The sequence below is a fragment of the Saccharopolyspora sp. NPDC049357 genome (assembly GCF_040677225.1).
Lineage (GTDB): Bacteria > Actinomycetota > Actinomycetes > Mycobacteriales > Pseudonocardiaceae > Saccharopolyspora.
Map to the genome: position 1 here is coordinate 123,131 of NZ_JBFAQJ010000001.1, position 24,260 is coordinate 147,390.

The 24,260-nt window shown below is 68.4% G+C and carries 27 protein-coding genes; 12 read left to right on the forward strand and 15 right to left on the reverse strand.

The window, feature by feature from the left end; translation table 11 throughout:
* Window positions 1–36: 36 nt before the first annotated feature.
* Window positions 37–1,431: an MmgE/PrpD family protein gene (locus AB0J91_RS00560; protein ID WP_363862391.1), complete on the reverse strand. Its 1,395-nt coding sequence runs from the start codon at window positions 1,429–1,431 to the stop codon at window positions 37–39.
* Between the two features lie 166 nt (window positions 1,432–1,597).
* On the opposite strand from AB0J91_RS00560, the gene AB0J91_RS00565 reads away from it, so the two are divergent.
* The 5 genes from AB0J91_RS00565 (at window position 1,598) to AB0J91_RS00585 (ending at window position 5,832) form a co-directional block, all read left to right on the forward strand.
* Complete coding sequence (locus AB0J91_RS00565) at window positions 1,598–2,299, forward strand: GntR family transcriptional regulator (protein WP_363862394.1); 702 nt, start codon at window positions 1,598–1,600, stop codon at window positions 2,297–2,299.
* Between the two features lie 124 nt (window positions 2,300–2,423).
* Window positions 2,424–2,993: a carboxymuconolactone decarboxylase family protein gene (locus AB0J91_RS00570; protein WP_363862397.1), complete on the forward strand. Its 570-nt coding sequence runs from the start codon at window positions 2,424–2,426 to the stop codon at window positions 2,991–2,993.
* Window positions 2,993–3,793, forward strand: coding sequence for an SDR family oxidoreductase (locus AB0J91_RS00575; RefSeq protein WP_363862400.1), 801 nt, complete (start codon window positions 2,993–2,995; stop codon window positions 3,791–3,793). Before AB0J91_RS00570 ends, AB0J91_RS00575 begins: the two co-directional genes overlap by 1 nt.
* A 270-nt stretch (window positions 3,794–4,063) precedes the next feature.
* A complete protein-coding gene (locus AB0J91_RS00580) occupies window positions 4,064–4,528 on the forward strand; it encodes a VOC family protein (RefSeq protein WP_363862403.1) in 465 nt (154 codons plus the stop codon).
* A gap of 512 nt (window positions 4,529–5,040) precedes the next feature.
* A complete protein-coding gene (locus tag AB0J91_RS00585) occupies window positions 5,041–5,832 on the forward strand; it encodes an acetoin reductase (protein WP_363862406.1) in 792 nt (263 codons plus the stop codon).
* Window positions 5,833–5,960: 128 nt separating this feature from the next.
* Here the strand turns inward: AB0J91_RS00585 and AB0J91_RS00590 are convergent, their stop codons facing one another.
* The 3 genes from AB0J91_RS00590 to AB0J91_RS00600 are packed head-to-tail and all read right to left on the reverse strand — an operon-like array spanning window position 5,961 to window position 9,004.
* Window positions 5,961–6,821, reverse strand: a complete 861-nt coding sequence (locus AB0J91_RS00590; RefSeq protein WP_363862408.1) for an alpha/beta hydrolase — start codon at window positions 6,819–6,821, stop codon at window positions 5,961–5,963.
* Between the two features lie 48 nt (window positions 6,822–6,869).
* On the reverse strand, window positions 6,870–8,120 hold the full coding sequence (locus tag AB0J91_RS00595; protein ID WP_363862411.1) for an NADH:flavin oxidoreductase/NADH oxidase family protein: 1,251 nt from the start codon (window positions 8,118–8,120) through the stop codon (window positions 6,870–6,872).
* Between the two features lie 35 nt (window positions 8,121–8,155).
* The gene (locus tag AB0J91_RS00600; RefSeq protein ID WP_363862414.1) at window positions 8,156–9,004 is read right to left on the reverse strand and encodes an alpha/beta hydrolase; all 849 of its coding nucleotides are present in this window, start codon (window positions 9,002–9,004) and stop codon (window positions 8,156–8,158) included.
* 142 nt (window positions 9,005–9,146) lie between these two features.
* On the opposite strand from AB0J91_RS00600, the gene AB0J91_RS00605 reads away from it, so the two are divergent.
* The 4 genes from AB0J91_RS00605 to AB0J91_RS00620 all read left to right on the forward strand — a co-directional run bounded on the left by AB0J91_RS00605 (window position 9,147) and on the right by AB0J91_RS00620 (window position 11,949).
* Window positions 9,147–9,731 carry a TetR/AcrR family transcriptional regulator gene (locus AB0J91_RS00605; protein ID WP_363862417.1) on the forward strand — a complete coding sequence of 195 codons (585 nt, stop codon included), beginning with the start codon at window positions 9,147–9,149 and terminating at the stop codon, window positions 9,729–9,731.
* Window positions 9,732–10,029: 298 nt separating this feature from the next.
* On the forward strand, window positions 10,030–10,617 hold the full coding sequence (locus tag AB0J91_RS00610) for a DUF6230 family protein (protein ID WP_363862420.1): 588 nt from the start codon (window positions 10,030–10,032) through the stop codon (window positions 10,615–10,617).
* On the forward strand, window positions 10,601–11,041 hold the full coding sequence (locus AB0J91_RS00615) for a DUF6114 domain-containing protein (RefSeq protein ID WP_363862423.1): 441 nt from the start codon (window positions 10,601–10,603) through the stop codon (window positions 11,039–11,041). Before AB0J91_RS00610 ends, AB0J91_RS00615 begins: the two co-directional genes overlap by 17 nt.
* A gap of 53 nt (window positions 11,042–11,094) precedes the next feature.
* Window positions 11,095–11,949, forward strand: a complete 855-nt coding sequence (locus AB0J91_RS00620) for a hypothetical protein (RefSeq protein WP_363862426.1) — start codon at window positions 11,095–11,097, stop codon at window positions 11,947–11,949.
* A gap of 44 nt (window positions 11,950–11,993) precedes the next feature.
* Here AB0J91_RS00620 and AB0J91_RS00625 read toward each other — a convergent pair whose 3' ends face one another.
* Window positions 11,994–12,590: a CGNR zinc finger domain-containing protein gene (locus AB0J91_RS00625; protein ID WP_363862429.1), complete on the reverse strand. Its 597-nt coding sequence runs from the start codon at window positions 12,588–12,590 to the stop codon at window positions 11,994–11,996.
* 96 nt (window positions 12,591–12,686) lie between these two features.
* On the opposite strand from AB0J91_RS00625, the gene AB0J91_RS00630 reads away from it, so the two are divergent.
* Entirely contained in the window at window positions 12,687–13,544 is an 858-nt protein-coding gene (locus tag AB0J91_RS00630; RefSeq protein WP_363862432.1) for an alpha/beta hydrolase, read from the forward strand.
* 193 nt (window positions 13,545–13,737) lie between these two features.
* Here AB0J91_RS00630 and AB0J91_RS00635 read toward each other — a convergent pair whose 3' ends face one another.
* The 7 genes from AB0J91_RS00635 to AB0J91_RS00665 all read right to left on the reverse strand — a co-directional run bounded on the left by AB0J91_RS00635 (window position 13,738) and on the right by AB0J91_RS00665 (window position 20,443).
* Window positions 13,738–14,502, reverse strand: a complete 765-nt coding sequence (locus tag AB0J91_RS00635; RefSeq protein WP_363862435.1) for an SDR family oxidoreductase — start codon at window positions 14,500–14,502, stop codon at window positions 13,738–13,740.
* A complete protein-coding gene (locus AB0J91_RS00640; protein ID WP_363862438.1) occupies window positions 14,499–15,824 on the reverse strand; it encodes an MFS transporter in 1,326 nt (441 codons plus the stop codon). Before AB0J91_RS00640 ends, AB0J91_RS00635 begins: the two co-directional genes overlap by 4 nt.
* A gap of 205 nt (window positions 15,825–16,029) precedes the next feature.
* A complete protein-coding gene (locus AB0J91_RS00645) occupies window positions 16,030–17,013 on the reverse strand; it encodes a Gfo/Idh/MocA family oxidoreductase (RefSeq protein WP_363862440.1) in 984 nt (327 codons plus the stop codon).
* The gene (locus tag AB0J91_RS00650) at window positions 17,010–17,921 is read right to left on the reverse strand and encodes a sugar phosphate isomerase/epimerase family protein (protein WP_363862443.1); all 912 of its coding nucleotides are present in this window, start codon (window positions 17,919–17,921) and stop codon (window positions 17,010–17,012) included. Before AB0J91_RS00650 ends, AB0J91_RS00645 begins: the two co-directional genes overlap by 4 nt.
* The gene (locus AB0J91_RS00655) at window positions 17,921–18,460 is read right to left on the reverse strand and encodes a VOC family protein (protein WP_363862446.1); all 540 of its coding nucleotides are present in this window, start codon (window positions 18,458–18,460) and stop codon (window positions 17,921–17,923) included. The genes AB0J91_RS00650 and AB0J91_RS00655 overlap by 1 nt, the downstream gene beginning before the upstream one ends.
* The gene (locus AB0J91_RS00660) at window positions 18,457–19,446 is read right to left on the reverse strand and encodes a LacI family DNA-binding transcriptional regulator (RefSeq protein WP_363862449.1); all 990 of its coding nucleotides are present in this window, start codon (window positions 19,444–19,446) and stop codon (window positions 18,457–18,459) included. Before AB0J91_RS00660 ends, AB0J91_RS00655 begins: the two co-directional genes overlap by 4 nt.
* A 1-nt stretch (window position 19,447) precedes the next feature.
* Window positions 19,448–20,443, reverse strand: coding sequence for a Gfo/Idh/MocA family oxidoreductase (locus AB0J91_RS00665; RefSeq protein WP_363862452.1), 996 nt, complete (start codon window positions 20,441–20,443; stop codon window positions 19,448–19,450).
* A 150-nt stretch (window positions 20,444–20,593) separates the two neighbouring features.
* Here AB0J91_RS00665 and AB0J91_RS00670 point away from each other — a divergent pair, with 150 nt between their 5' ends.
* Window positions 20,594–21,235, forward strand: coding sequence for a bifunctional 4-hydroxy-2-oxoglutarate aldolase/2-dehydro-3-deoxy-phosphogluconate aldolase (locus AB0J91_RS00670; protein WP_363862455.1), 642 nt, complete (start codon window positions 20,594–20,596; stop codon window positions 21,233–21,235).
* Entirely contained in the window at window positions 21,222–21,824 is a 603-nt protein-coding gene (locus tag AB0J91_RS00675) for an ATP-binding protein (protein ID WP_363862458.1), read from the forward strand. Before AB0J91_RS00670 ends, AB0J91_RS00675 begins: the two co-directional genes overlap by 14 nt.
* Window positions 21,825–21,891: 67 nt before the next feature.
* Here AB0J91_RS00675 and AB0J91_RS00680 read toward each other — a convergent pair whose 3' ends face one another.
* The 3 genes from AB0J91_RS00680 to AB0J91_RS00690 all read right to left on the reverse strand — a co-directional run bounded on the left by AB0J91_RS00680 (window position 21,892) and on the right by AB0J91_RS00690 (window position 24,179).
* Window positions 21,892–22,428 (reverse strand): DUF302 domain-containing protein, encoded by a 537-nt coding sequence (locus AB0J91_RS00680; protein WP_363862461.1) that lies wholly within the window; start codon window positions 22,426–22,428, stop codon window positions 21,892–21,894.
* Between the two features lie 180 nt (window positions 22,429–22,608).
* Complete coding sequence (locus AB0J91_RS00685) at window positions 22,609–23,655, reverse strand: LLM class flavin-dependent oxidoreductase (protein ID WP_363862464.1); 1,047 nt, start codon at window positions 23,653–23,655, stop codon at window positions 22,609–22,611.
* Complete coding sequence (locus tag AB0J91_RS00690; RefSeq protein ID WP_363862467.1) at window positions 23,655–24,179, reverse strand: SRPBCC family protein; 525 nt, start codon at window positions 24,177–24,179, stop codon at window positions 23,655–23,657. The genes AB0J91_RS00685 and AB0J91_RS00690 overlap by 1 nt, the downstream gene beginning before the upstream one ends.
* Window positions 24,180–24,260: the final 81 nt, after the last annotated feature.

Here is a 24,260-nt window from a genome sequence, read left to right on the forward strand (position 1 = left end):
GTGGTCCGGTGGTCGGTCGTGGTGGGGGCGCGCTGGTCAGCCGACGACGAGTGCGCTGGACCGGATCGCCCGGTCGATGTCGGCCAGGAAGCCCAGATCGCCGAAGGCCTGGACAGCGGTGATGAGGTCGGTGGTCGCCGCCGGACCCACCACCGGTTCGCACAATCCGCGCACCTTGTCCTCGAGCGCTTCATCGGACAGCGGGTTCGCCGGTTCTCCGTACGGGTGCTGCACCCAGGTGGTGTGCGTGCGCCCGTCGCCGAGCTCGAGGGTCGTCCGGGCGGGGCGGCCCGACCGGGGGTAAGCGGCATCGGCATCTGGATCAACAGTCACCGAGATGCGCTCCATCAGGTCCCGCACAGCGGTGTCGGCGCGCGCTGCGGGATCGAAATCAGTCAGGGTCACCGCGCCGCGGAGGAGAGCGGTGGCGACCGTGTAAGGCAGGCTCAGCTGCGCCTGCAGCGTGGTGCTCATGTCAGTTCCGGCGTGCCGAGCGGCGATCGGGAACGTCTCGACCTTCACCGCGGTGATGTCAACGGGATCGATCGCGTGCTCGCGCCGCAGCTGCAGCGCACCGTCGATGGCACCGTGGAGGTGGCGGCAGCAGGGGTAGGGCTTGACGTAGGTCTTCAGCAGGACCCACTCCTGACCGAGCCCGTCGGTGATGCGCTCTGGGAACCACGCCTCGCCGACCGCACCAGCATAGGCCGCGAAGTAGCCGTCGGTCCCTTCCAAGACAGTGGTCGGCCCGGTCAGTCCCGCGGCGGCGAGATCCGCCGCGGCGATGCCATCGCGCGCCGCCTTCCCGGGGTGGAAGCGCTTCACCTCTGCCGAGCCGCTGAGGAACTCGAACAACCCGCCCGCGTGCGAACCGGCGATGCCGAGCGCGTTCGCGGTCTCGTCCTCCGACAGTCCGCGGAGCACGGATGCCGCAGCGGTCGCACCGAAAACGCCTGCCAGCGGGGTGTTGTGGAAGTGCCGGTTTCGGGTGGCGGGATGGCCGGCAGCGGCGATCCGGCACGCCAGCTCCATGCCGATGGCAGCAGCGATCCGCACGCGCTCCGCATCGGCGCCAATGCTCTGCCCGAGGCCGAACACCGTGGGCAGCACCACCGAGGTGGGGTGCATGCTGCCCGGTGTGTACCCCTCATCGGACTCGATGCCGTGGCCACTGGTGCCGTTGACCAGCGCCGCACCGAGCACCGACGACGTCCCGTGCCCGATCGAGGTCGCCTCGTCGCCGGGATACAGGGCCGTGGCGTGGCGTGCGACTGCGACGGACACCGGCCTCACCGAGCTGGCGACCATGCCGGCGACGGCATCGAGGGTCAACCGGCGCAGGTGACGGTCCAGGTCTGCGGGAAGCGGCTGCGTCTGTTGCTCGACGATCCACTGCGCGACGTGCCTGGTCAGTCCCGTCTGTGCGTCCATGGACTTCTCCCGCTAGGTGATCGGGCCGCCCTCGTTGGCGGCAGCCAAGAAGCTACATACTCTATAGAGTGTTGTCCATGGATTAGACTCGGTTACCGTGGGTAAGTCGATAGGCAATAGACTGTTGACCGCTTGGGTCACGGGCGCACGAACAGAAGGGCGACACATGAGCTTCGGCAACGCGGACTCCCCTCCTCAGAGCCGCACCGCCTGGGTCGCCGACCGGATCCGCGAGGACGTCGCGGCCGGGACGCTCAGGCCCGGTGAGCTCATCAAGCAGACGGTCCTGGCCAAGCGGTACGGGGTCAGCCCCACACCGGTCCGCGAAGCGCTGCGCATCCTGGAAGCCGACGGCATGATCGTCTACTCCACCCACAAGGGCGCCTCGGTCCGTGAGATGACCCCGGACACCGCGGCGGACCTCTACCGGCTGCGTGCGGCCGTGGAATCCGTGGCCTCGGAGATGGCGGTCGAGCGGATGACTCCGGAGAAGCTGCAGGAGATCGAGCAACAGCACGCCGAGATCGACCGCGCGCTCCGTGACGGAGCCGCTCCCGCCGAGCTGTCACGCCTCAACAAGCAGTTCCACTTCACGATCTACGAGCAGGCATCGCCGCTGGTCCTGCAATACGTCGAGACGCTGTGGGTCCGCTTCACCCCGCCTGCCACCATCTGGGGAAGCAAGGACGCCGCCGAGGCGCTGCAACGCGACCATGACGCGATCCTGAAAGCCTTGCGGGAAGGCGATGCCGCCTCGGCCGCCAGGCTGGCCGCCGAACACGTCGAGCACGCCGCCGCCATTCGCGCGGCGAACCCGGACCTGCGTGCCGCCGGCGGGCAGGATCGCGAAGACGTCACCAGCATCTGACCGCGGCTCGCACCTCGTCCTGCTGGTTCTCCGCCGCTCATCGCGCACACCGCCCCGGAGATGACGGCTCTCGGCGGCACCCCTGTCTGACACCGAACGTGAAGACGACAAGGACTACGAGCCCATGGCCCGCCTGGACTACGCCAGTTCCGACACCCCGGCAGGCCCGGACGGGCCCATCGTCGACCGGATCCGCGCTCGCCGTGGTGGCACGCTGCGGCCCCTGGACTTGATGCTGCTCCACAGCCCACTGCTGGCCGACGGCTGGAACGACTTCCTCGGCGCCGTCCGGACCGGCACGACTCTGGCCGACGACGTGCGCGAGCTCGCGATCCTGCGGGTCGCCGCGCTCAACCACGCCCAGTACGAGTGGGACGCCCACGAGCCGCTGGGTCGAGCCGTTGGCCTGACCGATTCCGACCTCGCAGTGCTGCGCGGCGAACCGGGTTCGGACCGGCTGGAACCGCGACTGGTCGCCGCGCTCGCCTACACCGATGCGATGACAGCTGAAGTCTCGGTTCCGGACGACGTTTTCGATTCCCTCCGCCGGCACTTCAACGAGCGCGAGGTCGTGGAGCTCACCGTCACGGTCGGCGCCTACAACCTCGTGTCGCGGTTCCTCGTGGCGCTGGAGGTGGGACAGGAGGAGCCCCCGGGCAACCCCACCGACGGAGAAGATCAGGAGAGGGCGTGATGGGCGGCAGGTTGGACGGCAAGATCGCGATCGTCACCGGCGCGGGCAGCGTGGGTGATGGCTGGGGAAACGGGCGTGCGACCGCCTACGTCTTCGCCCGCGAAGGTGCCCAGGTGCTCGCGGTTGATCGCGACCCGGAGCCGCTCGGGGCGACGTTGGAACTCATCGCCGAGGAAGGTGGCATCGCGCAGGAACACACCTGCGATGTCACCGATTCCGATCAGGTGGCAGGGATGGTGCGCGCAGCGGTCGACACGTTCGGAGGACTCGACGTACTGGTCAACAACGTCGGCGGCTCGAAGCACGGAGGCCCGACCGAGCTCGACGAGGAGGGCTGGCGTGCACAGCTGGAGTTGAACCTGACCAGTGCCTACCTCGGCTGCCGGCACGCGATCCCGGTGATGCGCGAACGCGGCTCCGGGTCGATCGTGAACGTCGCGTCGACCTCAGGGCTGCGGTTCACGGGGTCTCCACAAGTCGCCTACGCGTCCTCCAAGGCAGCGGTGATCCAGCTGTCCAAGGTCACCGCCGTCGAACACGCACCGGACCGAATTCGCGTCAACACGGTGGTTCCGGGCCAGCTGCACACCCCGATGGTCGAGACCCGATTGGCCGGGCAACGCACCGGGGGCAACGTCGACGAGCTCTTGGCCCAGCGACTGTCCCGGATCCCGCTCGGATTCATGGGCGACGGCCTCGACACCGCGCACGCCGCGCTGTTCCTGGCCTCCGACGAGGCGAGGTTCGTCACCGGCACCGAGATCGTCGTCGATGGCGGCATGACCGCGCGCTGCGACTGAGCGGCCGAAAGTCCTCGATCGACGAGAGCCGCACCAGCGCGCACCATTTCGGACCGCGAGCGGAAACAGGTGTTCGCGACCGATACGGCGGCACGCGGTCCAGCCCGACATCGATCGAGAAGTCCAGGTGCAACAGGATTTCCGCCAGTCAACCGACGATCGCCCGCTCACGGCGGCCGGAAAGCGGACCTCGCAGGAGCGGCGTAGCCTCGCACTCGGCGCCCCCGAAGCGCCCAGCGCGGGGCCGCGCCGCTCACACGAGGGGGAACCATGACGGATGTTCAGTCGATCCCGCAGAACTTTCCGCGGGTCACACCGTACCTGTGCGTCGACGACGCCAATGCCGCGATCGATTTCTACTGTCGGGTGCTCGGCGCGACCGAGCGCATGCGAATGCCGATGCAGAACGGCAAGATCGCGCACGCTGAGATCGCCATCGGCGACGCGGTGATCATGCTCGCCGATGAAGCACCTGACATGGGCGCCCGCAGTCCGAAATCCATCGGCGGGTCGCCCGTGATGCTCTACGTGTACGTCGAAGACGTCGACCGGGTGTTCAACGAGGCCGTCCAGTCCGGGGCCACGGTGCTCAACTCGGTGGAGGACAAGTTCTACGGCGATCGAAGCGGCGAGTTCGAAGATCCCTTCGGGCACTGCTGGAGCATCGCCACGCACGTCGAGGACGTGTCCGCCGAGGAGATGTCTCGGCGCATGGCTCAAGCCATGAGCGGCTGAGCCGCTTCATCCTGAGCTACCCACCGCGGTCAAGCGGACCCACTGTCGAGAAGACGATCGACTCACCGCTGATCCACGGCGAGACCAAGCCCAGCGACCCGACGATGCGCAGCTACGCGCTCTCGGGTTGCGGGTGGAGCTGCTCGATCCGGTCGCGTGTGGTGTACATGTCTCAGTACTGCTCAGAGAGGTCGTCAGGAACGGCGACCGGGAAGCCCTGGGAAGCATCCAAAACACGGCTAAGAACAGGCGCCTCCCAATCGCGGGTGCGCGCGCATCGCCCCACCCAAGCCCTGAGGTGGACAGGCGAAATCCGCTTCGCCTCGGCTGTCTCAAACTGAGACAACCGAACCCTGACCTGGGCGAGCCTCCCTGCCTAGCCTCGCTGGTGATGTGAACGGGACCACACGTCGGGCTCGCGAGCCCGACATCGGTTCCGGCAAGTCTCACGCCCGGACACCGCCCCACGACGGCGCTCGGGCATGAACCGCCACGAGGAAGTGGAGAACTCCATGGCTGCTCACAACAAGTCGCGCGTCGTGCTCGTCACCGGCGCCGCCCGGGGCATCGGCAAGGGGATCGCGCTGCGGCTCGCCGCCGACGGCCACGACGTCGCCGTCAACGACATCGAGGCCAACAGCGACCAGCTCAAGGCCGTCGCCGACGAGATCACCGCGCTGGGCAGGCGCTCGGCCGTCGCGATCGCCGACGTGGCCAACCCGGAGGCCGTGCAGCGCATGGTGGACGGCGTGGCCGATGAGCTCGGCAGGCTCGACGTGATGATCGCCAACGCCGGTGTCGCCCAGGTCAAGCCGCTGCTGGAGGTGACGCCGGAGGAGTTCGACGAGCTCATGTCGATCAACCTGCGCGGTGTCTACCTCTGCTACAACGCCGCGGCCAAGCAGATGATCAAGCAGGGCGGGGGCGGCAAGATCATCGGTGCCGCCTCGATCGTCGGTTACCGCCCGTTCCCGCTGCTGGCGCACTACTCCGCCTCGAAGTGGGCGGTGCGCGGGCTGACCCAGGCCGCCGCGATGGAGTGGGCGCAGTACGGCATCACCGTCAACGCCTACTGCCCGGGCATCGTGGGAACCGCGATGTGGGACCACATCGACGAGAAGCTCGCCGAGCACGAAGGCCTCCGCAAGGGCGCGGCCATCGACAAGTACTCGGAACTGATCCACCTCGGCCGCGTCTCCGTCCCCGAGGACGTCGCGTCGTTCGTGTCGTACCTCGCCTCCAGCGATTCGGACTACATGACCGGCCAGTCGGTGATGATCGACGGCGGCATCCAGTTCTCCTGACCGAGACGCGCAGGACTCCCTCCCATCGGACCGGCAACCGCCCCGGTCCGATGGGACATCCGCGCCGCGTGGATTTGACTTCTACACCGAGATCGCCCAACTCCCCCGGCAGGACTAGACGCTGGGCGCTACCGGTCGAGGAATTCGACGGCTGTGCGGGCGAATTCGTCGTGGTGCTGGAACACCCCGCCATGCCCGGAGTCCGGGTAGATGATCAGCTCGGACCCGGGGATCCGGTGCTGGAGGTCGTGGGACAGCGCCGAGGGAACCATCCGGTCGTTGTCGCCGTTGGCGATCAGCGTCGGCTGGGTGATCTTCGACAGGTCGGTCGGTGTTGCGAGCCCCCAGCGGGTGATCGCCTTGAGCTGGTTCACGAAGGCCCGCACCGAGATCGGGTCATCGCGGTCGACCGTGCGATCCCCGAGGCGCTCGATGAACGCCCGACCGGCGCGCTTGCCTTCGGGGTTGCGGTTGAAGAACAGGAACTCCTTGGGATCGGACCGGGTGAGGGTGGCGCGGATCGTGTCGTAGAAGGTCACCGCCGGGACCTTGGCGATGCCCTTGCCGCCCCGCGGTCCGGTCCCGGTCATGATGAGCCTGCGGATGAGGTCGGGATGCCGCTCGACGAGCACCTGGGCCACGAACCCGCCCAGGGAGAACGACAGGACGTCGATCTTCTCCAGGCCCAGGGCGGTCAGGAAGGCGTAGGCGTCGTCGGCCATCGCCTCGACCGTGGTGGGTGCGGTGCCGGTGGAGGCTCCCACGCCGCGCTGGTCGAAGGCGATGACGTGGTGGCCCCGCGCCACGGCGTCGACCACGCGGGGGTCCCAGTTGTCCAGCGTCGCGGCCAGGTGGACGAACAGCACGACCGGAACGCCGCCCTTCGGACCGAGCTCGCGGTAGGCGAAGGTGACATCCCCTGTGGTGATCGTGCGGGATGGGGCGTCGGCGTAGGAGGTGATCACCGAGTCGTCGTCGGAAGTGGCCATGGGGTTTTCCCTCGTTCGCTGTAGGACGTTCTCACTTCTCGTGCGCGATCAACGAGCGCCTCTGCGCTGAGGGCGCAACGAGGCGCGGCCGTTGCGGCGGACCAGGGCGAGCACCGTGGCGAGGCGACCTCGATCCAGGTCGGGCGCACGACCGGCGCCCATGCGGTGAAGCTGGTCGGCGTGCCAACCCAGGTCCAGCATTCCGTCGAGCGACTTGAGATCAGCGACCCTGCCCAGGACACCGCGCATGCCGAAGCGCAGGCTGCGCGTGCTGAGCGCATCAGCTCGATTCGCGAGGATCACGTCTGCGGCGTCAGGTGTGGTCGCCGTGGGGCGGCCGAGGCCGACGACGTCGCACTCTCCGGTGTGGACCGCCGTCTGCATGCCGTCCCTGGACCGGAAACCGCCGGTGACGGCCAGCGGGATGTCACCTGCGAGTCCGCGAACCGTGCGGGCGTACTCCAGGAAGTAGGCCTCGCGAGCACGCGTGCTGGCCGCTGCCGTGCCCATCATGGCCGGTTGCTCGTAGCTCCCACCGCTGATCTCGATCAGGTCGAGGCCTTCACCCGCCAACGCGGCCACGACATCGCGGGACTCCTCCTCGGTGAACCCCCCGCGCTGGAAGTCCGCCGAGTTGAGCTTGATCCCCAGCGCGAAACCCGGCGACACCCGAGACCGGATCCGGCGCACGACCTCCAGCACGAAACGCATCCGCCGCTGCGGATCGCCACCCCAGTCGTCGTCGCGCTGGTTCGACAACGGCGACAGGAACTGCGCGACCAGGTAACCGTGGGCCGCGTGCACCTGCACACCGTCGAATCCCGCCGCCTCGCACACCGCCGCGGAATTGGCGAAGCGCTCGATGATGTCCTCGATCTCCCCCTGCGTCAGCTCACGAGGCGTGGTCGCACCGGGAAGGTTGACCGGGATCGCACTGGGCGCCACCGGGGTGTGCCCGAGCGCCAGCGGATTCGCCTGCCGCCCCGGGTGGTTGAGCTGAACCCAGATCGGAACACCCGCATCGTGGGTGGTTTTTGCCCAGCGGGTCAGGGCTGCGAGATCGCGTTCGTCCTCGATCACCACGTTGCCCGGTTCCCCGAGCTGGGCCCGGTCGATCATGACGTTGCCGGTGATCAGAAGTCCGTAGCCGCCCTGGCTCCAGGTCGTGTACAGCCGTTCCAGCCGCTCGTCCGGAGCGTTCTGCTTGGTGCCGAGTGCTTCGCTCAACGCGGCCTTCATGATCCGGTTGGGCAGCACCTGGCCGCACGGCAAGGTCAGCGGGTCGCGCAATGAGGTCACGAGCAAGTCCTTTCCACAGGTCTTCAGCGGCACGATCAGTCGGCGAGGAAGTCCGCCACCTGGCGGGCGAATGCCTTGGCGTGCTGGAACAAGAAGGCGTGCCCGGCATCGCTGTAGAGCACGAGCACCGCGGAGTCGAGGTGTTCGACGGCGAGGTAGGACGCCTGGGCCGGAACCATCACGTCGTGCATGCCGTTGGCGTAGAGGACGGGCTGCTCGATCGTCTCCAGGTTGGCCCGCACCTGCTCCCACGGAACCGACCACGCCTTGCCGATCGCCTCCAGCTGGCGGTTCGCCGCGATCTCCGACACCGCCGGGCCACCTGCGGCCAGTCGCTTCGACACCTTCGCCAAGTGCTCTGCGCCCGCGGCGCGAGCCGCGTCGGTCTCGGGGTAGAACAGGTAGAGCAGATCGTCCTCGTCGGCATCGGGCTTGGCCATGATCTCCAGAACCCGGCTGGCCATCTCGGGCATGTCGGGCGTCATGCCCGAACCGCTGCCCGCCACGACGAACCTGCGGACGAGTTCCGGCCGACGCAGCGCCACGTGCTGGGCCACCACGCCACCCAGGGACCAGCCGAGCAGGTCGACCTGCGACAGTCCCAGCGCCTCGACGAAATCGACAGCGCCGTCGGCGAATTCCTCGACGGAGTCCCGCGGCTCGCCGGTGGTGTAGCCGATGCCGACGTTGTCGAACATGATCACGTCATGCCCGTCGGCCAGGCGGTCCACGAACTCCGGGTCCCACCAGTCGATGGTGCCGCGGAACCGGTTCAACAGGACCAGCGGGACACCGCCCCGCGGACCCAACCGCCGGTAGGTGAAGCGCGCCGAGCGACCCTCCACCACGAGGTCTTCAGCTCCGTCCGCCAAGTACGTGCTCATGACATCCCTCTCCTCGCGGTTGCGCACTCTCAGGTGCGTTGGTGCGGCCCGGCCAGCATTGGATTACGATCGTAATGTCACCAAGCTAGCACGGACCGTCGGCAGCGGGCCACAGGTCATGGAGCGCGCGGAGGAGCACGGGGTGCGGTACGGAAAAGAGCACAAGGAAGCCACGCGGCGCAGGATCATCGAAGCCTCCGGCCGCCGGTTCAAGCAGGACGGCATCGACGGCGCCGGCGTCGCCACGCTCATGAAGGACGCGGGACTGACCAACGGCGCCTTCTACACCCACTTCGCGTCCAAGGACGAACTCGTCGCGGCCGCCGTCACCGAACAGCTGGCGCAACAGCGAACCCAGCTCCGCGAGCAGGCGCCGGACAGGGCCGGGATCGAGCAGTTCATCCGCGACTACCTCTCGCCCGGGCATCGCGACGCCCCCGAGCAGGGCTGCCCGTCCGCAGCCCTGCTCGACGAGATCGCGCGCTGCGACGACACCGTCAAGCAGGCCTACACCGACGGCCTGCTGGACATCGCCGACGACATCGCCGCGCGCCTCGCACCGGACGACCCGCACTCCGCACGCGTGAAGACGCTCAACGCCTTCGCCACGCTCATCGGAACGCTCCAGCTCGCCCGCACCCTGGCCGACCGGGAGCTCTCCGACGCCATCCTCGAACAGGGCGTTCGGAACGCCCTCGCAGCACTGACCCAAACGGACTCGAACTGACGCCCCTGATTCAGCACTCGGAAAACGCAGCTAAGCGTTCGCTCGCGGCGGTGAGGGTCTGAGGCCGCCATCGCCCCCGCTGCCGCTTGCCACCGGATCAAAGCATTGATCATGGCGTCGCCGATCGAGCCGACCTGGCGTCCGTCGCAAGGCTGCGCGACTACGTCCCCCCGGCGCCCGCCCGTGCCCCGAACGGGCCAAAACATTCGCATTGCCGCGTCGACCGAGCAGCAGCTACGCCGTTCGGAGTAAAATCCCGGTGGTTTGCACCACTGGGACGTTGGGCGGGCGGATGGCGATGGAGCGAGGTCGCACTCGCTGGCGGAGGTTCGCGCTGGCGCTTCTGGTGGGGCTGGCGTGCGTGGCGTTGCTGCTGGTCGGGCTCGTGCAAGGGGCGTTGGCGGCGACCTTCACGGTTGCCGGGCTGCCGTTCGACGGCACGGTCAACCGGCTCCAGTCCCAGTCAGCGGTGCTGTTCGGCACGGCCGACCAGAGCCGGGACGCCGCTTTCCCCGTCCTCGACATCGGCTTCGGCGACGCCAGGATCAACGACCTCTGCCTGTCGTTCGTGGCCACCGGGCTCCCGGTCGTCGGCGAAGCCAACTTCGCCATCACCTCGGGAGAGGTGAACGCGCAGAACCTGCTGATCGCGGTGGAGAACGCCAACGGCCAATCGCTGACGCTGACCGACGCCGAGATCGGGCGGGACGCCGGCACCCTGGACCGATTGCCCGGCCTGGCCGGGCCGGCCGGTGCGTTCGGCATCCAGTCCGGCACCATCGCGCTCGAACAGGTGCGGCTGACCGGCCGCTCGATCACCGCCGGGACGCTCCAGCTCGGGCAGTTCGCGATCAACACGGAGGTGGGGCGTGAAGGCTGCGCCTGACGATCCGGGGGACACGACAGCGCGAGCGGACGGCCCCGACGGGCAGCAGCGCGCGATCGCCCGGTTCCGGGAGTGGCGGTACACCAGGCCGTTCTGGGCGGGTGTGCTCACCGAGCTGGCCGGCATCGCCATCATGACCCCGCCCTACGGCACCCTGAGGTTCGGGGACGCGGTGGTGGCCCTCAAGACGCTCGGCGGCGTCTCGGCGACAGTGCTCGGGGTCGTGTTGGTCATGTGCGGGCTGGCTCACTGGCTGCGCCCGGCGACCCGCATTCCCGTCAGCGTCCTCGTGATGGTGGTGTCGCTGCTGGCGCTCGTCGCCGCGAACCTGGGCGGGTTCCTCATCGGCACCCTGCTCGGGGTGGCCGGTGGCGCCCTGGGGCTTTCCTGGCAACCGGCCGCCCGCCAGGAGGACGATCGGTGACGCACTTCCCCCGCGGGAGTGGGGGCTCGCGCGCACTGCGCACGGCTATCGCCTTGGTCACGACCGTTCTGCTGCTCGGGGCCACGACCCGCCCGCAGCCCCCGGACGACTCGGGCGGATTGCTCTCGGAGGTGGCTGGGCTGCTGCTGGGCACGCCGGAGCAGCCACCACCGCCGCCGCCCAGCTCGTCGACGACGCCCCCGCCGACGCACACCCCACCACCCCAGACGTCGTCACCCCCGACCTCGTCGGCACCGACGACCGAACCGCCCCCCTCGACACCGCCGCAACCCCCGCCACCGGCTGCGCCGCCGGACCAAGACCGGGGCCTGCTCGACACGGCGCTGTCCCTGCTCGGGCCACTGCTGTCGGGCTCGCCGCTGCCGATCGTGCTGCCCGGCGAGGAGCCCAGCGTCGAGCCCGGCCCGGCACGGGTCTGGACGCTGACGTCGAGCGAACTGACGTTGCGCGGCATCCACTACCGAGGACACGCCGAGCGGGAAGTCCGGGGGCGGCAGGTCACCACCCTGCACTTCACCATCGACAAGGCCCGCATCGACGATCTCGTCCTGCGCGGCGCGCTCGGCAACGGTCGCAACCTGCTCCTCCGCGCGGGCCCGGACGGCCAGTCCGAAGTGGACGAATTCGACATCTACATCGTCGAGCTCGTCGGCACGTTGACGATCGCAGGGCTACCGCTCGTCCGCGTTCGGCTCAACCCGCAGACGCTGCCCGACATCGACCTCGGCCTCATCGGAATCCCGGAGCTGACGTTCCGCGACGCGGTGCTGCGCAACACCGACCTGATCGACCAGCGGCTCTTCATCCCGCGGCCGGAGATCACGCTCGTCGAACCATGTTCTGCAACCCCGATCGGGCAGCCGGGGTGTCAGCCCGGACCGAGGTAGCGGGCTGGCTGAACTTCGCTCATCACGGCGGTCTCCGTGACCGCTCAACGCTTCTGGTGACGCTGAGCCTTGGCGCGGTTGCCGCAGGTCGCCATGGAGCACCAGCGCCGCCGGCGGGTGGGTGACGGATCGAGGAACAGCCACGAGCACCGGCCGCAGACGTTGAGCTCCGCACGCCGATCGCTGGCCAGAAGTCTCGCGGCGGCCAGCGCCAACCGTCGCGACAGCAGCCGCGCACCGGCGGCGGTGATGTCGACGACCCACGCCGGTTGAGCGAGGAAGCGCTCGGACAGTTCGGCCTCGCGGTGAGCCGCCGTGATGTCCGAGTGGACCCGCTGCCGGACCGCTGCGTCGCACTCGACGCCCTCGACACCGGCGAGCAGGAAGGCGTGCAGCGCCTCCCTCTGCTCGCGCAGCTCGTCGAGCGCACGCTCCGACTCGACCGGGTCCCGGTCAGCTCGCGCGACCAGCTGGTCCCGCTCCGCCCGGTCGAGCACACCGCACGCGTGCGCCCACTCGAGAGCGTCCGCGAACCGGTTCAAGCGCTCGGCGTCGCGCGCCTTCGTGCGACCACCGGCGGTGTTGACGAAGTCGAGCACGGGATCGCCGCCGACGAAGCACGCCTCCGGCCACGTCGTCATCGTTCCCTCCTCGGATCGGCAACAGGGTTGACAGTGCGCCGCACAGCCCCAATCCTAATGCACTAACCAGACTTCGACAAAAAGGGGTTAGTTGCTGTGAGGGCATCCGAATCCACCGACTGGGACCTGACCGGGAAGTTCGACTTCCGCGACCAGGAAGTCCGCTACGGAACAATGGGCGCAGGCGAGCCGCTGGTCCTGCTGCACGGCACACCGTTCTCCTCGGTGGTGTGGCGGCGCATCGCGCCACATCTCGCGTCTCACCGCCGGGTTTACTACTTCGACCTGCTCGGCTACGGCCGCTCCCACAAGCAGCACGGCCAGGACGTCTCCCTGGCCGTGCAGAACCAGCTGTTCACCGCCCTGCTCGATCACTGGGGTCTCGACCGGCCCGACGTCGTCGCCCACGACTTCGGTGGCACCACCGCTTTGCGCACCCACCTGCTCGACGACCGGGACTACCGCACCTTGACGCTGATCGACCCCGTTGCGCTGAGCCCTCACGGCTCCGCGCTGGTGCAGACCGCACGTGAGCACACCGACGCGTTCGTCGAGCTGCCCGGCTACATCCACGAAGCGGTCGTGCGCGCCTACATCTCCGGCGCTGTGCACCGCACGCTCTCCGAGCACGAGATGAGCCGCTACCTCCAGCCATGGCTCGGCGAGGTGGGCCAGCCCGCGTTCTACCGCCAAATCGCCCAGATGGACGACCGGCACACCGACGAGATCCAAGACCGCTACGCCGAGATCCGCTGCCCCGTGACGATCCTCTGGGGCGAGCACGACACCTGGATCCCCATCGAGAGGGGCCGCGACCTGGCCGATCGCATTCCCCACGCGACCTTCCACGCCGTGCCCGAGGCCAGCCACCTGCTCCCCGAAGACAGCCCCGAAACCGTCGTCGCCGCGGTTTTCGACCTCATCGACCACCCGGCATCCGCCTCAGCGGCGTGACCACCTCGTGGAGGTCCTGGTCGATCGAATGACCGGGAATGGTTGGCGTGGGCGCGGAACCGAGGTCGACCTCGTTCACCGCTGCGACGCACGGTGGCACCGAGTTCGGGTTGAGAGGGTTCCGCAGGCCCTTACCTGCGGAAACCCTCTCACCAGACGGGACGGCGGGACACCCTGCGTCACCAGACCTCGGTCAGCTGCCCATTCCCAGCCGGGCGCCGCCGGCGACGTCGAGCGTCAGACCGGTCAGGTACCGGTTCGCCGGGGCGCTGAGGAAGGCGATGGTTTCCGCCACTTCCGCAGGCTCGGCGAACCGGCCCATCGGGATCTGCGCGGCCCGGGCTTGGCGGGCTCGTTGGTCCCCGTCGGGTTCGCCTTCGCCAGCGCGGGTGGCGAGCTGGTCCCACATGGCGGTGTTGACCGGTCCGGGGCACACGCAGTTGACCGAGACGTTGTCGGGGCCGAGCGTCAGGGCCAGTGACCAGCACACGTTGAGCACGGCCGCTTTGCTGGCGTTGTACGGCACGTAGGCGTGACGCGCCTCCTTCGCGGCGATCGAGGCCACTGCGACGATGGATCCGGAGCGCTGCTCGCGCATGACTAGACCGACTTCGCGCAGCACGGAGAAGGCTCCCGTGGCGTTGATCGCCATCACCCGGGCGAACTCGGAGCTCGGCGTCGTGAGCAGGTCCGGCTCGTCGCCGAGGATTCCGGCGGCGTGCACCAGGACGTCGATCGACCCGTAGTCCTCCCGGATCCCGGCCACGGTGGCTCGCACGGCCTGTTCGTCGGTGATGTCGAGCTCGCGGAAGTCGGCGAGCCACTGTGGACGGCTGACCGGTGCTGCGCGGTCGCAGCCGATCACCACTGCGCCCGATGCGTGCAGGCGTTCGGCGGTGGCCGCTCCGATACCTCCGCTGGAGCCGGTGACCAGCGCGACCCGGGACGGAGTGGTCACGGGGTGTCCTCCTTCGACGTGGAATCCTGCGTCCTGGCGGTGCCCGTTTCCGGCAATGTCACGTACACGACGAGGCAAAGCAGGACCACAACGGTCATGTACACCGCCACGCCCAGCGGGTGTCCCGCGTCGACGAAGGCACTGGCGATGAGCGGGGCGGTGCCGCCGAGGACGGCGATCACGAGCTGGTGGGCCACACCGATGCCGGACACGCGCACTTCAGCGGGGAACAGATCGGCCTGGATCGTCGGGTACACGGCCTGCCAGATCGCCAGCACCACCCAACCGGAGGCGGTCACCAGCACGTACACGCCGAATCCGGGCTGTTGCAACAGCGTCAGCATCGGGTAGAAGAGCACGACCATGCCGGCGGCTCCGATGATCGGGAAGGGCTTGCGCCGTCCGATCTTGTCGGACAGAGCTCCGCACAGCGGGACGATGATGACCAGCAGGCCCAAGCCGATGACGTTTCCGGTCAAGGTGGAGCCCAGCTCGCGCCCTGAGGTCAGGTTCGCGTAGGTGGGCAGGAAGGTCGCCCAGGTGTAGTAGGCGACGGCCGGTGCCGACAGGGCCGCGGTTTGCAGCAGAGCCTTGGGGTGATTGCGCAGCAGTTCTCGCAGCCGCGACCGGGCCGGTTTGTTTCCGGCCGGGGATCCCTCGACAGCGGCTTCGAACTCCGGGGATTCGTCGGCCTTCGATCGCAGCAGCAGACCGACCAGACCGAGAGCGCCGCCGATGGCGAACGGGATGCGCCAGCCCCACGTCTGCAGGTCATGACTGTCCAGCGTCGTGGTCACGATCGCAGCGACGCCGGTGGCGGCCAGCGTCGCCATACCGCTGGCCATGTTGGACAAGGACCCGAACAGCCCACGCCGATCGGTTGAGCCGTTCTCCACCATGTAGGCGATGGCGCTCTGGATCTCGCTGCCTGCCGAGATCCCTTGCAGGACGCGGGCGAACAGGAACAGCAGCGGGGCGAAGTAGCCGATGACGGCGAACGGCGGCGTGACCGCGATGATCAGGCTGCCGAGGGCCATGCCCCCGATGGTGGTAGCCAGGACCGCGCGTCGGCCGTAGCGGTCTGCCAGCGGCGAGATGATGATGCCGCTCAGCGGCCGCACCACGAACCCGACCGCATAGGTGATCAGGGCGCTCACCAGTGACGTGAGTGCCGTGCCGCCGGGGAAGATCTGGCTCGCGAAGACGGCGGCCAGAAGGCCGTAGATGTACCAGTCGTACCACTCGACGAAGTGGCCGATGGTGCCCGCCAACACGTTGAACGGCCTACGGCGAGGCGTGCCGCCCGGCTTGCTGGTGTTCAACGGGGGCTCCTGTGAGGTCATTCTTCGTGCGTTCGCCATTGAGCGCTCCTCGGTCAGATGAGGGATAGGTCTGCAAACGGTCGGCGGTCAGTGCGGGACGGACCGCGGCGAGATCTGATGTCGAGGGGTTTCTGCACCCCTGTCCGGAAACCGACCTCCTAGCGTCGACCACTGCGACGAGGAAGCAGGGCAAGGTTCCTGGGGTTCAGCGAGTCGCATGGCTGGACCACGTCCGGCCCTCCTGCTCTTCCGTGGGAAGCCCGGCGGAGTGCAGGATGCGGTCGAGCAGCGCCTGCGTGCGCGCGGCCTCGCGTCCCGAGGTCAGCGGTGCGGCACGGTCGCGCACCCGGTCGAGGAAGTGGTGGACGGCGGCGGCGAATCCGAAGGTGTTCGTGGCCGTGGCCCAGCCGAAGGCCTCCGGGCTCATCGAGCGCCGGGTGCTCACGCCGTCCTCGGTCAGGGTGACCGTGTCCGGCGCCACCACCTCGGCGGTGCGCTCCGCGCCGTAGGCATCGAGCTTCTCCGCCCACGAACCCGCGTTCCGAGCCGCCATCAGGACACCCGTGCCGCCACCGGCGAACCGCACCAAGGCGGAAACGCCGTCCTCCTGCCACGGGTCGTCACCGGCGGCGTGGGCGGAGACGTCGACCGGTTCGCCCGGGCAGAACCAGCGCAGGAGATCAACCATGTGAATGGCGTTCTCGAAGGTCGCGCGGTATTCGCTGCCACGACGGTTCTTCTGCGCCACGCAGAAGGAGGCGCCGGTGTCCCCGAACTGCTGACGGGCGGCGACGTAGGTCGGCGCGAACCGGCGGTTGAGCCCGACCATCAGCACGCGCTCGCGCTCGTCGGCGAGGTCGGCGAGGCGTTCCGCCTCCTTGGTCTCGGTGGCGAGAGGTTTCTCGCAGAAGACGTCGACACCGGCCTCCAACGCGCGGCTGACTCCGTGCACGTGCTCCGAGCGCGGGGTCAGGACGAACAACGCGTCCAAGTCGCGTTCGAGCGCTTGCTCCACCGCGGGAACCGCCGTGGTGAATCCCCATCGGCGGACCAGTTCGGACGGATCCTCGCGCCGAGACACCAAGGCGTCGAGCACGACGTCGTCTCGCTCCACCAGGGTGGGCAACTGCGCGATGTGGGCGATGTTGCCGGCACCGACCACACCGACGCGCAAGGGCGTCCGACTCATCGCGGCTCCTCCGCTCCTACGAGCCCGGACGCCTCGTCAGCGAGTGAACGCAGCGCGCGTGCCGAGCGGGCGAATCCCTCCGCGGGATCGGGGAGGTCCTGGGGGTGCCAGCGGTACTCGTACTCCAGGCTCAGGACGTCGCCGTAGCCCTGCTGCTCGAGGGCGTGCAGGATGTGCGCCCAGGGCAGAATCCCCTCACCCACGACGCGGGAGCGCACTGCTCGCTCGTCGGCCTTCACCCGGGCGGTCTCGGAAGCGACGAAGGGCGCGTTCGGATCGGTGAAGACGAGGTCCTTGACGTGGACGTGCCCGATCAGGTCGCCCTGCTCTCGCAGCGCCTCGGGCCAGGCTTCGTCGTGGGTGAAGGTGAGGTTGGCCTGGTCGTAGAGCACCCGGACCGCGGGCGAGTTCACCTCACGCACCAGCCGGGCTGTCTCCCTGGCCGATTGCGTCATGGTTCCGAAGTGGTTCTCCACGCACAAGGCCACTCCGGCGTCGGCGGCACGAGGCGCCAGTTCCAACAGCGCCGAGCGCAGGCGCTCCCAATGCCCGGCGTGATCGCTCCGATCGGGCGCCCAGGAGCCTGCGTACACCCGGATCCGGGTCGCGCCCACTCGATGAGCGCAGTCCACCGCCGCTCGCAGCTCATCGATCGCGGCGCGGCGTTGCGCTGGATCCGCGTGGTTGATCCCCGTGGTGTAGGGGGCCAGGCCCACCACCGGTACGCCGAGATCGTCCGCCACCCGTGCTACCTCGGCCGCGGCGCCATCGTCCCCGACCGGTAGCCCACTGCGGTAGCCGTCTTGATAGATGACCTCCGCGCCATCCAAACCCGCGGCGGCGAAGAGTGCGAGTGCCTCGGGCACGGATTGCTCGGGTGTGCCCAGGGTATGGCCAGCGATGCGCACTACAAGTCCTTTCCAGTCAGAGATGGGTCGGTCCAGTCAGCGGGCCCCACCAAAGGCGGCGAGTTCTGCACGCGGGAGCGGTCGACCAGTTCGAGGAGCAGACCCCACGGAGCCTGCAGGTAGGTCCACCGGTTTCCAGCGACGACAGGGCTGTCCGGACCGACCTCCTTGGTGCCGCCCAACACGCGGGCACCGTGGGCCTCGAGATGCGTGATGGCTTCGTCCACGTCCTCCACCGCGAAACACAGGTGGTGGCCGCCGAAATCGCAGTGCCGCGGGAATTCCCGCCGTTGTTCTTCGCTGTGCCACTGGAACAGCTCCACGTTGAGGTTCGGCGGCATGCGCAACATGACCAGTTCCAGACGAGCATCGGCTGGAACCTCGAAGTGCTCGGGCATGAAGTCGGGATCCGGCCCTCGCGCCGAACGGTAGAGCTCCTCGGCGCCGAGCGCCTCCACGAAGAAGGTGACCGCCTCAGCGAGGTCGGGCACCGTGAAACCGACGTGGTCGGCGTACCGGAACCCGTGGGGAAGGCTCATCGAGGTACCTCCGCAGTAGACGCGCGGATCAGCAGATCCGGTGTGAGCACGACATGTCGCGCTTCCCCGTCGTTGAGGAGCTGTTCGGCCAGGTCGATCGCGATGGCGCCCATGTCGGCGATGGGCTGGCGCACCGTGGTCAACCGCGGGTTGGACCGCGAGCCGAGTTCCAGGCCGTCGAAGCCCATCACCGACACGTCGTCCGGGACGGACACGCCTCGTGCGCCCAGGGAGGAGATGAGCGCGAACGCGACCATGTCGTTGGCCGCGATCACCGCCGTCGGACGCTCCTCGTGCGCCATGTCCACGAAGAGCTCAGCGGCCCGCTCCCCCACCTCGGGACCCGTACCCGCGTCCAGGATCATCGCCGGCATCTCCAGCTTCGCGGCCAGCCCTTCGTAGGCAGCCAACCTGTCCCTGGACGTGTAGGTCCCGGAGATGCCGGAGACGTAGGCGATGCGCCGGTGACCCAAGCCGCGCAGGTGGTCCACGGCGAGGGCGATCCCTTCCGCGCTGTCGACCGTCACGGTCGGCACATCGGCCTTGTCGACGCGGTCGACGACCACGACTCTGCTGCCGAGCGCGACGCTTCGCAGCTCGTCCAAGTCCACACTGGTCGACGGTGCGACGATCCCGAAAGGCGCGTACATCCCTTGCAGCGCCGTCAGGTACGCGTTCGTCTGCGCCACCTCGCCGCCGGTCACGCACAACACCAACTGGTAGCCCTTCTCGGCCGCGGCCGTCGCCATGGTCTTGGCCAGCTCGCCGTAGAAGGGATTGGTGATGTCCGGGACGATCAGCGGAACCAGGTTGCTCGTCTTGCGGCGCAGTGCTTGGGCCAACGGGCTCATCCGGTAACCCAGGCTCTCAGCGACTTCCAGGATGCGCTGCCGAGTCGTCGGGTTCACCGCTTCCGGCCGGGAGAACGCGCGGGAAACCGTGGAACGGTGGACCCCCGCTCGCGCGGCCACGTCGTCAATGCTCATCTCAGCCAAGGCTGACCTCCTCGGACGGAACGGAGGACCGCCGATAAGCGGCCCAGATGAGCTCCATTGTGTCGCCGAGGTCGGCCAAGCTCGGCAGCCCGGCGAAGTCGTCTTCCCAGGTGTCGGCCACTCGCCGGACGAACGAGTCGTACAGCGGGTCGCTGTCGACGTCGATGACGCTCGGCTCGCTGACACCGTCGGAGGCGCGCGTGAAGGAGACGTGACCTGAGGTGGCCACCTCGACGAATCCCCCGGTGCCGACGCTGGTGTAGGAGCAGTACCGCTTGGCGGGGCTCGCCGGGAAGGCGTAGCCGACCTCGATGATCGCCTCGCTGCCGTCGTCACCTGCCAGCAGCAGGGTGGCGTGGTCCTCGACGTCGGCACCGTGCAGGCTCGCCGAAAGACGAGCCTCCACGAGCTCAACGTGCCGGGCGCCACTGCGCTTGAGGAAGAGATCGACGAAGTGCGGCGCGAGATTGACCAGGCACCCACCACCGGACCGGCCGGGCTGGAGCATCCACGAACAGCCCGCCTCCCGATAACGCTCAGGCGGGCCGGCCACGAAGCTCGCGCGGTAGTACGTCGGGGTGCCGGCCAGAGACAGGGCGTGATCCACCGGGCCGCCACGTTGAACGAACGGAACGGTCGCCGCGACACCTGCTGAGGCCGCCGCTTCCCGGACCCGCTTCAGATCGTCAGAGCCCAAGCCGCCCGGCTTCTCGACCACGAACGCCACGCCGCGCTCGATCAACGCCATGCACGTGTCGACCATGCGGTCGTGCGGGCCGAAGACATAAGCCACATCCAGCGGCCCCGCGTCGAGAGCGGCCTCGATCTCCCGGTGCACCGGTGCGTCGAGACCCCGGGCGAGATCCATGATCTGGTCCGGCTCCTCGTCCTGGACCGCCACCACGTCGTGCGTGTCGCCCCAGGCGTCGAGGTACAGGGGCACGTGCCAGTGGCGAGCACCCAGAACTGCAGTTCGCGGACGTCTCACCGCGCGCCTCCCCACTTCACCGTGGATACGTTACCGCTGCTCATCGGACTGAGATCGATTGCTGCAATCGGTTGCTGCAATCGGTTGCATTACGCAAGCAGAAGGTCCTAAGGTCTGTCAACACCGACCACAACCCAGCGAGGTGACTCGATGCGCAAGATGCGCACCCTGACCGCCGTGCACGACACCGGCACCGTGTTGATCGTGCGTCTCCCGACCGCCGAGGAGTCCTACGAGGTGGCCCGCGAGGCCATCGCCGGCGGGATTCGAGCGGTCGAAGTGACGCTCACGACGCCAGGTGCCTTGGACGTGATTCGAAGGCTGAGCTCGGAGCACCCGGAGGCCGAAGTCGGCGCCGGCAGCGTGCTCGACTCCACCTCGGCCTACGCCAGCATCCAGGCCGGCGCGCGCTTCCTGGTCAGCCCCCACCTCGACCGCGGAATGCTCGAGACCGCCGGCCGCTACCAGGTCGTGAGCATCTGCGGAGCGGCAACACCCACCGAGATCGTCCAAGCCGCCACGGCGGGGGCTGATCTGGTCAAGCTGTTCCCCTCGTCGGTGCTCAACCGCGACTACGCCCGCGCCGTGCTCGAGCCGCTCGGACACATCCCCCTGGTCCCGGCCGGTGGTGTATCCCCGGACAACGTGGCCGACTGGTTCGATGCCGGAGTCGCGGCCGTCGGCGTCGGAAGCTTCATCACCAAGGCCGGACGGCGGGAAACCACCGAGCAACACCCGGTGCGTGCGGCGGCCCGGTCATTCCTCGGAGCGGTGGCCGATGCCCGCGCCTGAAACGAATCCCGAACTGCCACCGGCTTTCGTCACGATCGGACCTGCGGGTTCGGGAAAGTCCCACGTCGCCCGAGAACTCGCACGCAAGCTCCGCGCGGTCTACCTCGACAAGGACTCCATCGCCGGCGAGATCGTGGACGCAGCGCTCGAACTCGCCGGCCGACGAGCCGGAGGACGCGAAGACGACCCGACCTACGTCGAACAGCTCATGCCGGCCGAATACGCAGCCCTGTTCACCACCGCAGCGGACAACCTCCGACTAGGACTCCCGGTCGTCCTCGACGCCCCATTCGCGGCTTACCTCGGCGACCCGGATTTCTTGACCACCTCAGCAGGCCGAGTTCCCTGGCCCGAGGCAACACCCATCATCGTGATCGAAGTGCGGACCTCCGCCGAGACCGTCCGAGCGCGCCTCACTCAACGAGCCCTGGCACGCGACAAGGCCAAGCTCGCCGCCTGGCCGGCCTTCTGGCAACGACTGGGAGCCCAACACTGCGCCTGGACCGGCGCTCGACACGTCGTCGTCGACAACGACGACGAGCCCGACCTCGACGCCGTCGTGAGGCTCGGGGATGGCGTCGTCGCGTGAGGACGAGCGTTCATGGAAGCAGCGCGCGGGGATCGAGAAGCCGCTGGAGCTCTTGTCGAGAACGGGTTCACGGAACCAGGCGGTGCGGCACTGGGACGTCGAGAACTCCGAGCAAGACGGCCAGTTTGGCGTCCAATTCCAGGCCGACCTCCGCGATGTCCGCATTCCCGAAGCTGGCGAACCGGGTGCTCGGCTGATCGACGGAGAACCAGGCCGCGCCCTGGCGGTCTTCGTGAAGCGCGGTGCGCAGTGGTGCGTACAGCATCACCGCCGGGTCGTGCGTGTACATCCGCTGAGCGATCGTGTGATTGCCCATCAGGTAGGACGCGCAGGAACCGGCGTCCCCGGCCAACCGCATCAGGCTGGCGACATCCGAGCTCCAGTACCGGATGAATCCGTGCGGCGCGTTCTCGGCCGTGGCGGCAACGATGTCGTCCCAGCCGTTCTGCCCGGACACCAGGCTCGTGAACCGATCGACGTCCAACGACGGCACAGCCTGCTCGTACCGCTCGCGGAAGGCGCCGAAGGGCATACCGGTGTCGATCGACAAACGCACGACCTCGTGCGCGACCTCGGTGACCGTTGCAGCCGACGCTCGGCTCATATTCATCACTCCCCCTGCTGCATGGGCCAGAATGCTGCGATCAGGGATGGGCCGGTGTCAGTGGTGGTGGGGTGCGGGAAGCGATGGGGTCCGCAGCGCCACGCTTCCCGCACCCAGGGCCGCTTTCGGCCCCGTCCCAAGCCCCCGACCGCTCTCACAACGCCTGCGAGACCGACGCTCTCATTCGAGTCCGTGGGCCAGCTCGATCGCCTTGCCCAAGGTGGTCAACCGGTCTTCGAGGGTGTCTCCGGCCGGGTAGAAGCGGACGGTGTCCACGCCTGCGTCGCGCCACACCCGCAGCCGGTCGCGGACCATGTCCTCGGTGCCGAGCAGGGTGGTGCCCAGCACCATCTCGTCGGTGACGAGTTCAGCGGCGCCGTCGCGGTCCCCGGCCTGCCACTTCTGATAGACCTCGGCAGCAACGTCCGCCCAGCCCTGCCGGCTGTAGGCGCTGTTGTAGAAGTTGGTGCTGGCCGAGCCCATGCCGCCCAGGCTGAACGCCAGCTTCTGCTTGCGCTCCCCCAGCATCCCGCGCAACTCGTCCTCGTCTCGGGCGAACGCGACTTCGGCTCCCTGGCAGACGTCGAGATCGGCACGCGACCGTCCGGACTCGGCGAGCCCGGCATCCAGGTGCGTGAAGTACGCCGCATCGGCACCTTCGGGCACGAAGCTGGTGCCGAGCCACCCGTCGGCGATCTTGCCGGTCAGCTTCAGCATGGCCGGCGACAACGTGGCCAGGTAGATCGGGATGTCGTGCTCGGCGCGCATCGACAGGCGCATCGGCTTGCCTTCCCCACCCGGAAGCGGGATCGCGAAGTGCTTGCCCTCGAAGGAGATCTTCTCCCCGGCAGCCGCCTGGCGGACGACCTCGACGGTTTCGCGCATGCGCACCAGCGGACGAGCGAACGGCACGCCGTGCAGACCCTCGATCACCTGCGGACCCGACGGCCCCAAACCGAGCAGGAAGCGGCCCTCCGAGAGCTGCGACAAGGTGATCGCCGCCTGCGCGATCCCCACCGGAGTCCTCGTGCCCAGCTGCATGATCCCCGAGCCCAGCAGCATCCGCTCCGTGCGCGCCGCCAAGAACCCCAAGGGTGACGGGGCATCGGAGCCCCACGCCTCGGCCACCCAGCAGATGTCCAGCCCGAGCTTCTCGGCCTCCACCACGTACTCGACCACCTCCGGCCAAGCACCGCCCGAGCCTTCGATCGTCGTCGCTGTCCGCATCAGGAACCTGCCTTCCCCGTGCCCTCGGCCAGATCCTTGATCGCCGCAAGCGTGCCGGTCATGTTGGTCTCGAACTCCCGCAGCCGCACGAACACGATCTTCTGCTCCTTGTCCGGCATCCGCTCGATCGCCAGCGAAAGCCCGGAGGGCGCGGGCCCCATCTGCATCCACTGCCGCAGCAGCGTGCCGTCACCTTCGGGCAGAACCGTGAATCGCCAGATCGCGGTCGGGTTGTCCGGATCCTCCACCGCCCAGCCGAAGGACCTCGGCGGGTCGAAGTCAACGATGTGCGAGGTCGTCTGCCATTGGCCCAGCGCATCGTGCTCGCTGCGTCCGATGAACCGCGCTCCCAGGGCCGGCCCGGTCGCCCCGTCCTGCCATTCCACCGATTGGAGCTCCGGGCTCAACTCGGGCATCAGCTCGATGTCTGACACGAGCCCCCACACCCGCTCCGGCGAGGCGTTGATCCAGGTCTCCACCTGCACCGTCGGTTTGTCCGCATACCGCGCACCTGTCCACTCCATCGCCCGCCGAGCTCCTCTCCACCACCGAAGATCCGTCAAAAGCACTCTGAACAGAACAGTTGCTCATTTGGACTATGGTGT

Bases quoted from the DNA above. Each gene is read 5' to 3' on its own strand.
- AB0J91_RS00560 (WP_363862391.1), bottom strand. From the start codon at position 1,431: ATGGACGCACAGACGGGACTGACCAGGCACGTCGCGCAGTGGATCGTC.
- AB0J91_RS00565 (WP_363862394.1), top strand. From the start codon at position 1,598: ATGAGCTTCGGCAACGCGGACTCCCCTCCTCAGAGCCGCACCGCCTGG.
- AB0J91_RS00570 (WP_363862397.1), top strand. From the start codon at position 2,424: ATGGCCCGCCTGGACTACGCCAGTTCCGACACCCCGGCAGGCCCGGAC.
- AB0J91_RS00575 (WP_363862400.1), top strand. From the start codon at position 2,993: ATGGGCGGCAGGTTGGACGGCAAGATCGCGATCGTCACCGGCGCGGGC.
- AB0J91_RS00580 (WP_363862403.1), top strand. From the start codon at position 4,064: ATGACGGATGTTCAGTCGATCCCGCAGAACTTTCCGCGGGTCACACCG.
- AB0J91_RS00585 (WP_363862406.1), top strand. From the start codon at position 5,041: ATGGCTGCTCACAACAAGTCGCGCGTCGTGCTCGTCACCGGCGCCGCC.
- AB0J91_RS00590 (WP_363862408.1), bottom strand. From the start codon at position 6,821: ATGGCCACTTCCGACGACGACTCGGTGATCACCTCCTACGCCGACGCC.
- AB0J91_RS00600 (WP_363862414.1), bottom strand. From the start codon at position 9,004: ATGAGCACGTACTTGGCGGACGGAGCTGAAGACCTCGTGGTGGAGGGT.
- AB0J91_RS00610 (WP_363862420.1), top strand. From the start codon at position 10,030: ATGGAGCGAGGTCGCACTCGCTGGCGGAGGTTCGCGCTGGCGCTTCTG.
- AB0J91_RS00625 (WP_363862429.1), bottom strand. From the start codon at position 12,590: ATGACGACGTGGCCGGAGGCGTGCTTCGTCGGCGGCGATCCCGTGCTC.
- AB0J91_RS00645 (WP_363862440.1), bottom strand. From the start codon at position 17,013: ATGAGTCGGACGCCCTTGCGCGTCGGTGTGGTCGGTGCCGGCAACATC.
- AB0J91_RS00655 (WP_363862446.1), bottom strand. From the start codon at position 18,460: ATGAGCCTTCCCCACGGGTTCCGGTACGCCGACCACGTCGGTTTCACG.
- AB0J91_RS00660 (WP_363862449.1), bottom strand. From the start codon at position 19,446: ATGAGCATTGACGACGTGGCCGCGCGAGCGGGGGTCCACCGTTCCACG.
- AB0J91_RS00670 (WP_363862455.1), top strand. From the start codon at position 20,594: ATGCGCAAGATGCGCACCCTGACCGCCGTGCACGACACCGGCACCGTG.
- AB0J91_RS00675 (WP_363862458.1), top strand. From the start codon at position 21,222: ATGCCCGCGCCTGAAACGAATCCCGAACTGCCACCGGCTTTCGTCACG.
- AB0J91_RS00680 (WP_363862461.1), bottom strand. From the start codon at position 22,428: ATGAGCCGAGCGTCGGCTGCAACGGTCACCGAGGTCGCGCACGAGGTC.
- AB0J91_RS00685 (WP_363862464.1), bottom strand. From the start codon at position 23,655: ATGCGGACAGCGACGACGATCGAAGGCTCGGGCGGTGCTTGGCCGGAG.
- AB0J91_RS00690 (WP_363862467.1), bottom strand. From the start codon at position 24,179: ATGGAGTGGACAGGTGCGCGGTATGCGGACAAACCGACGGTGCAGGTG.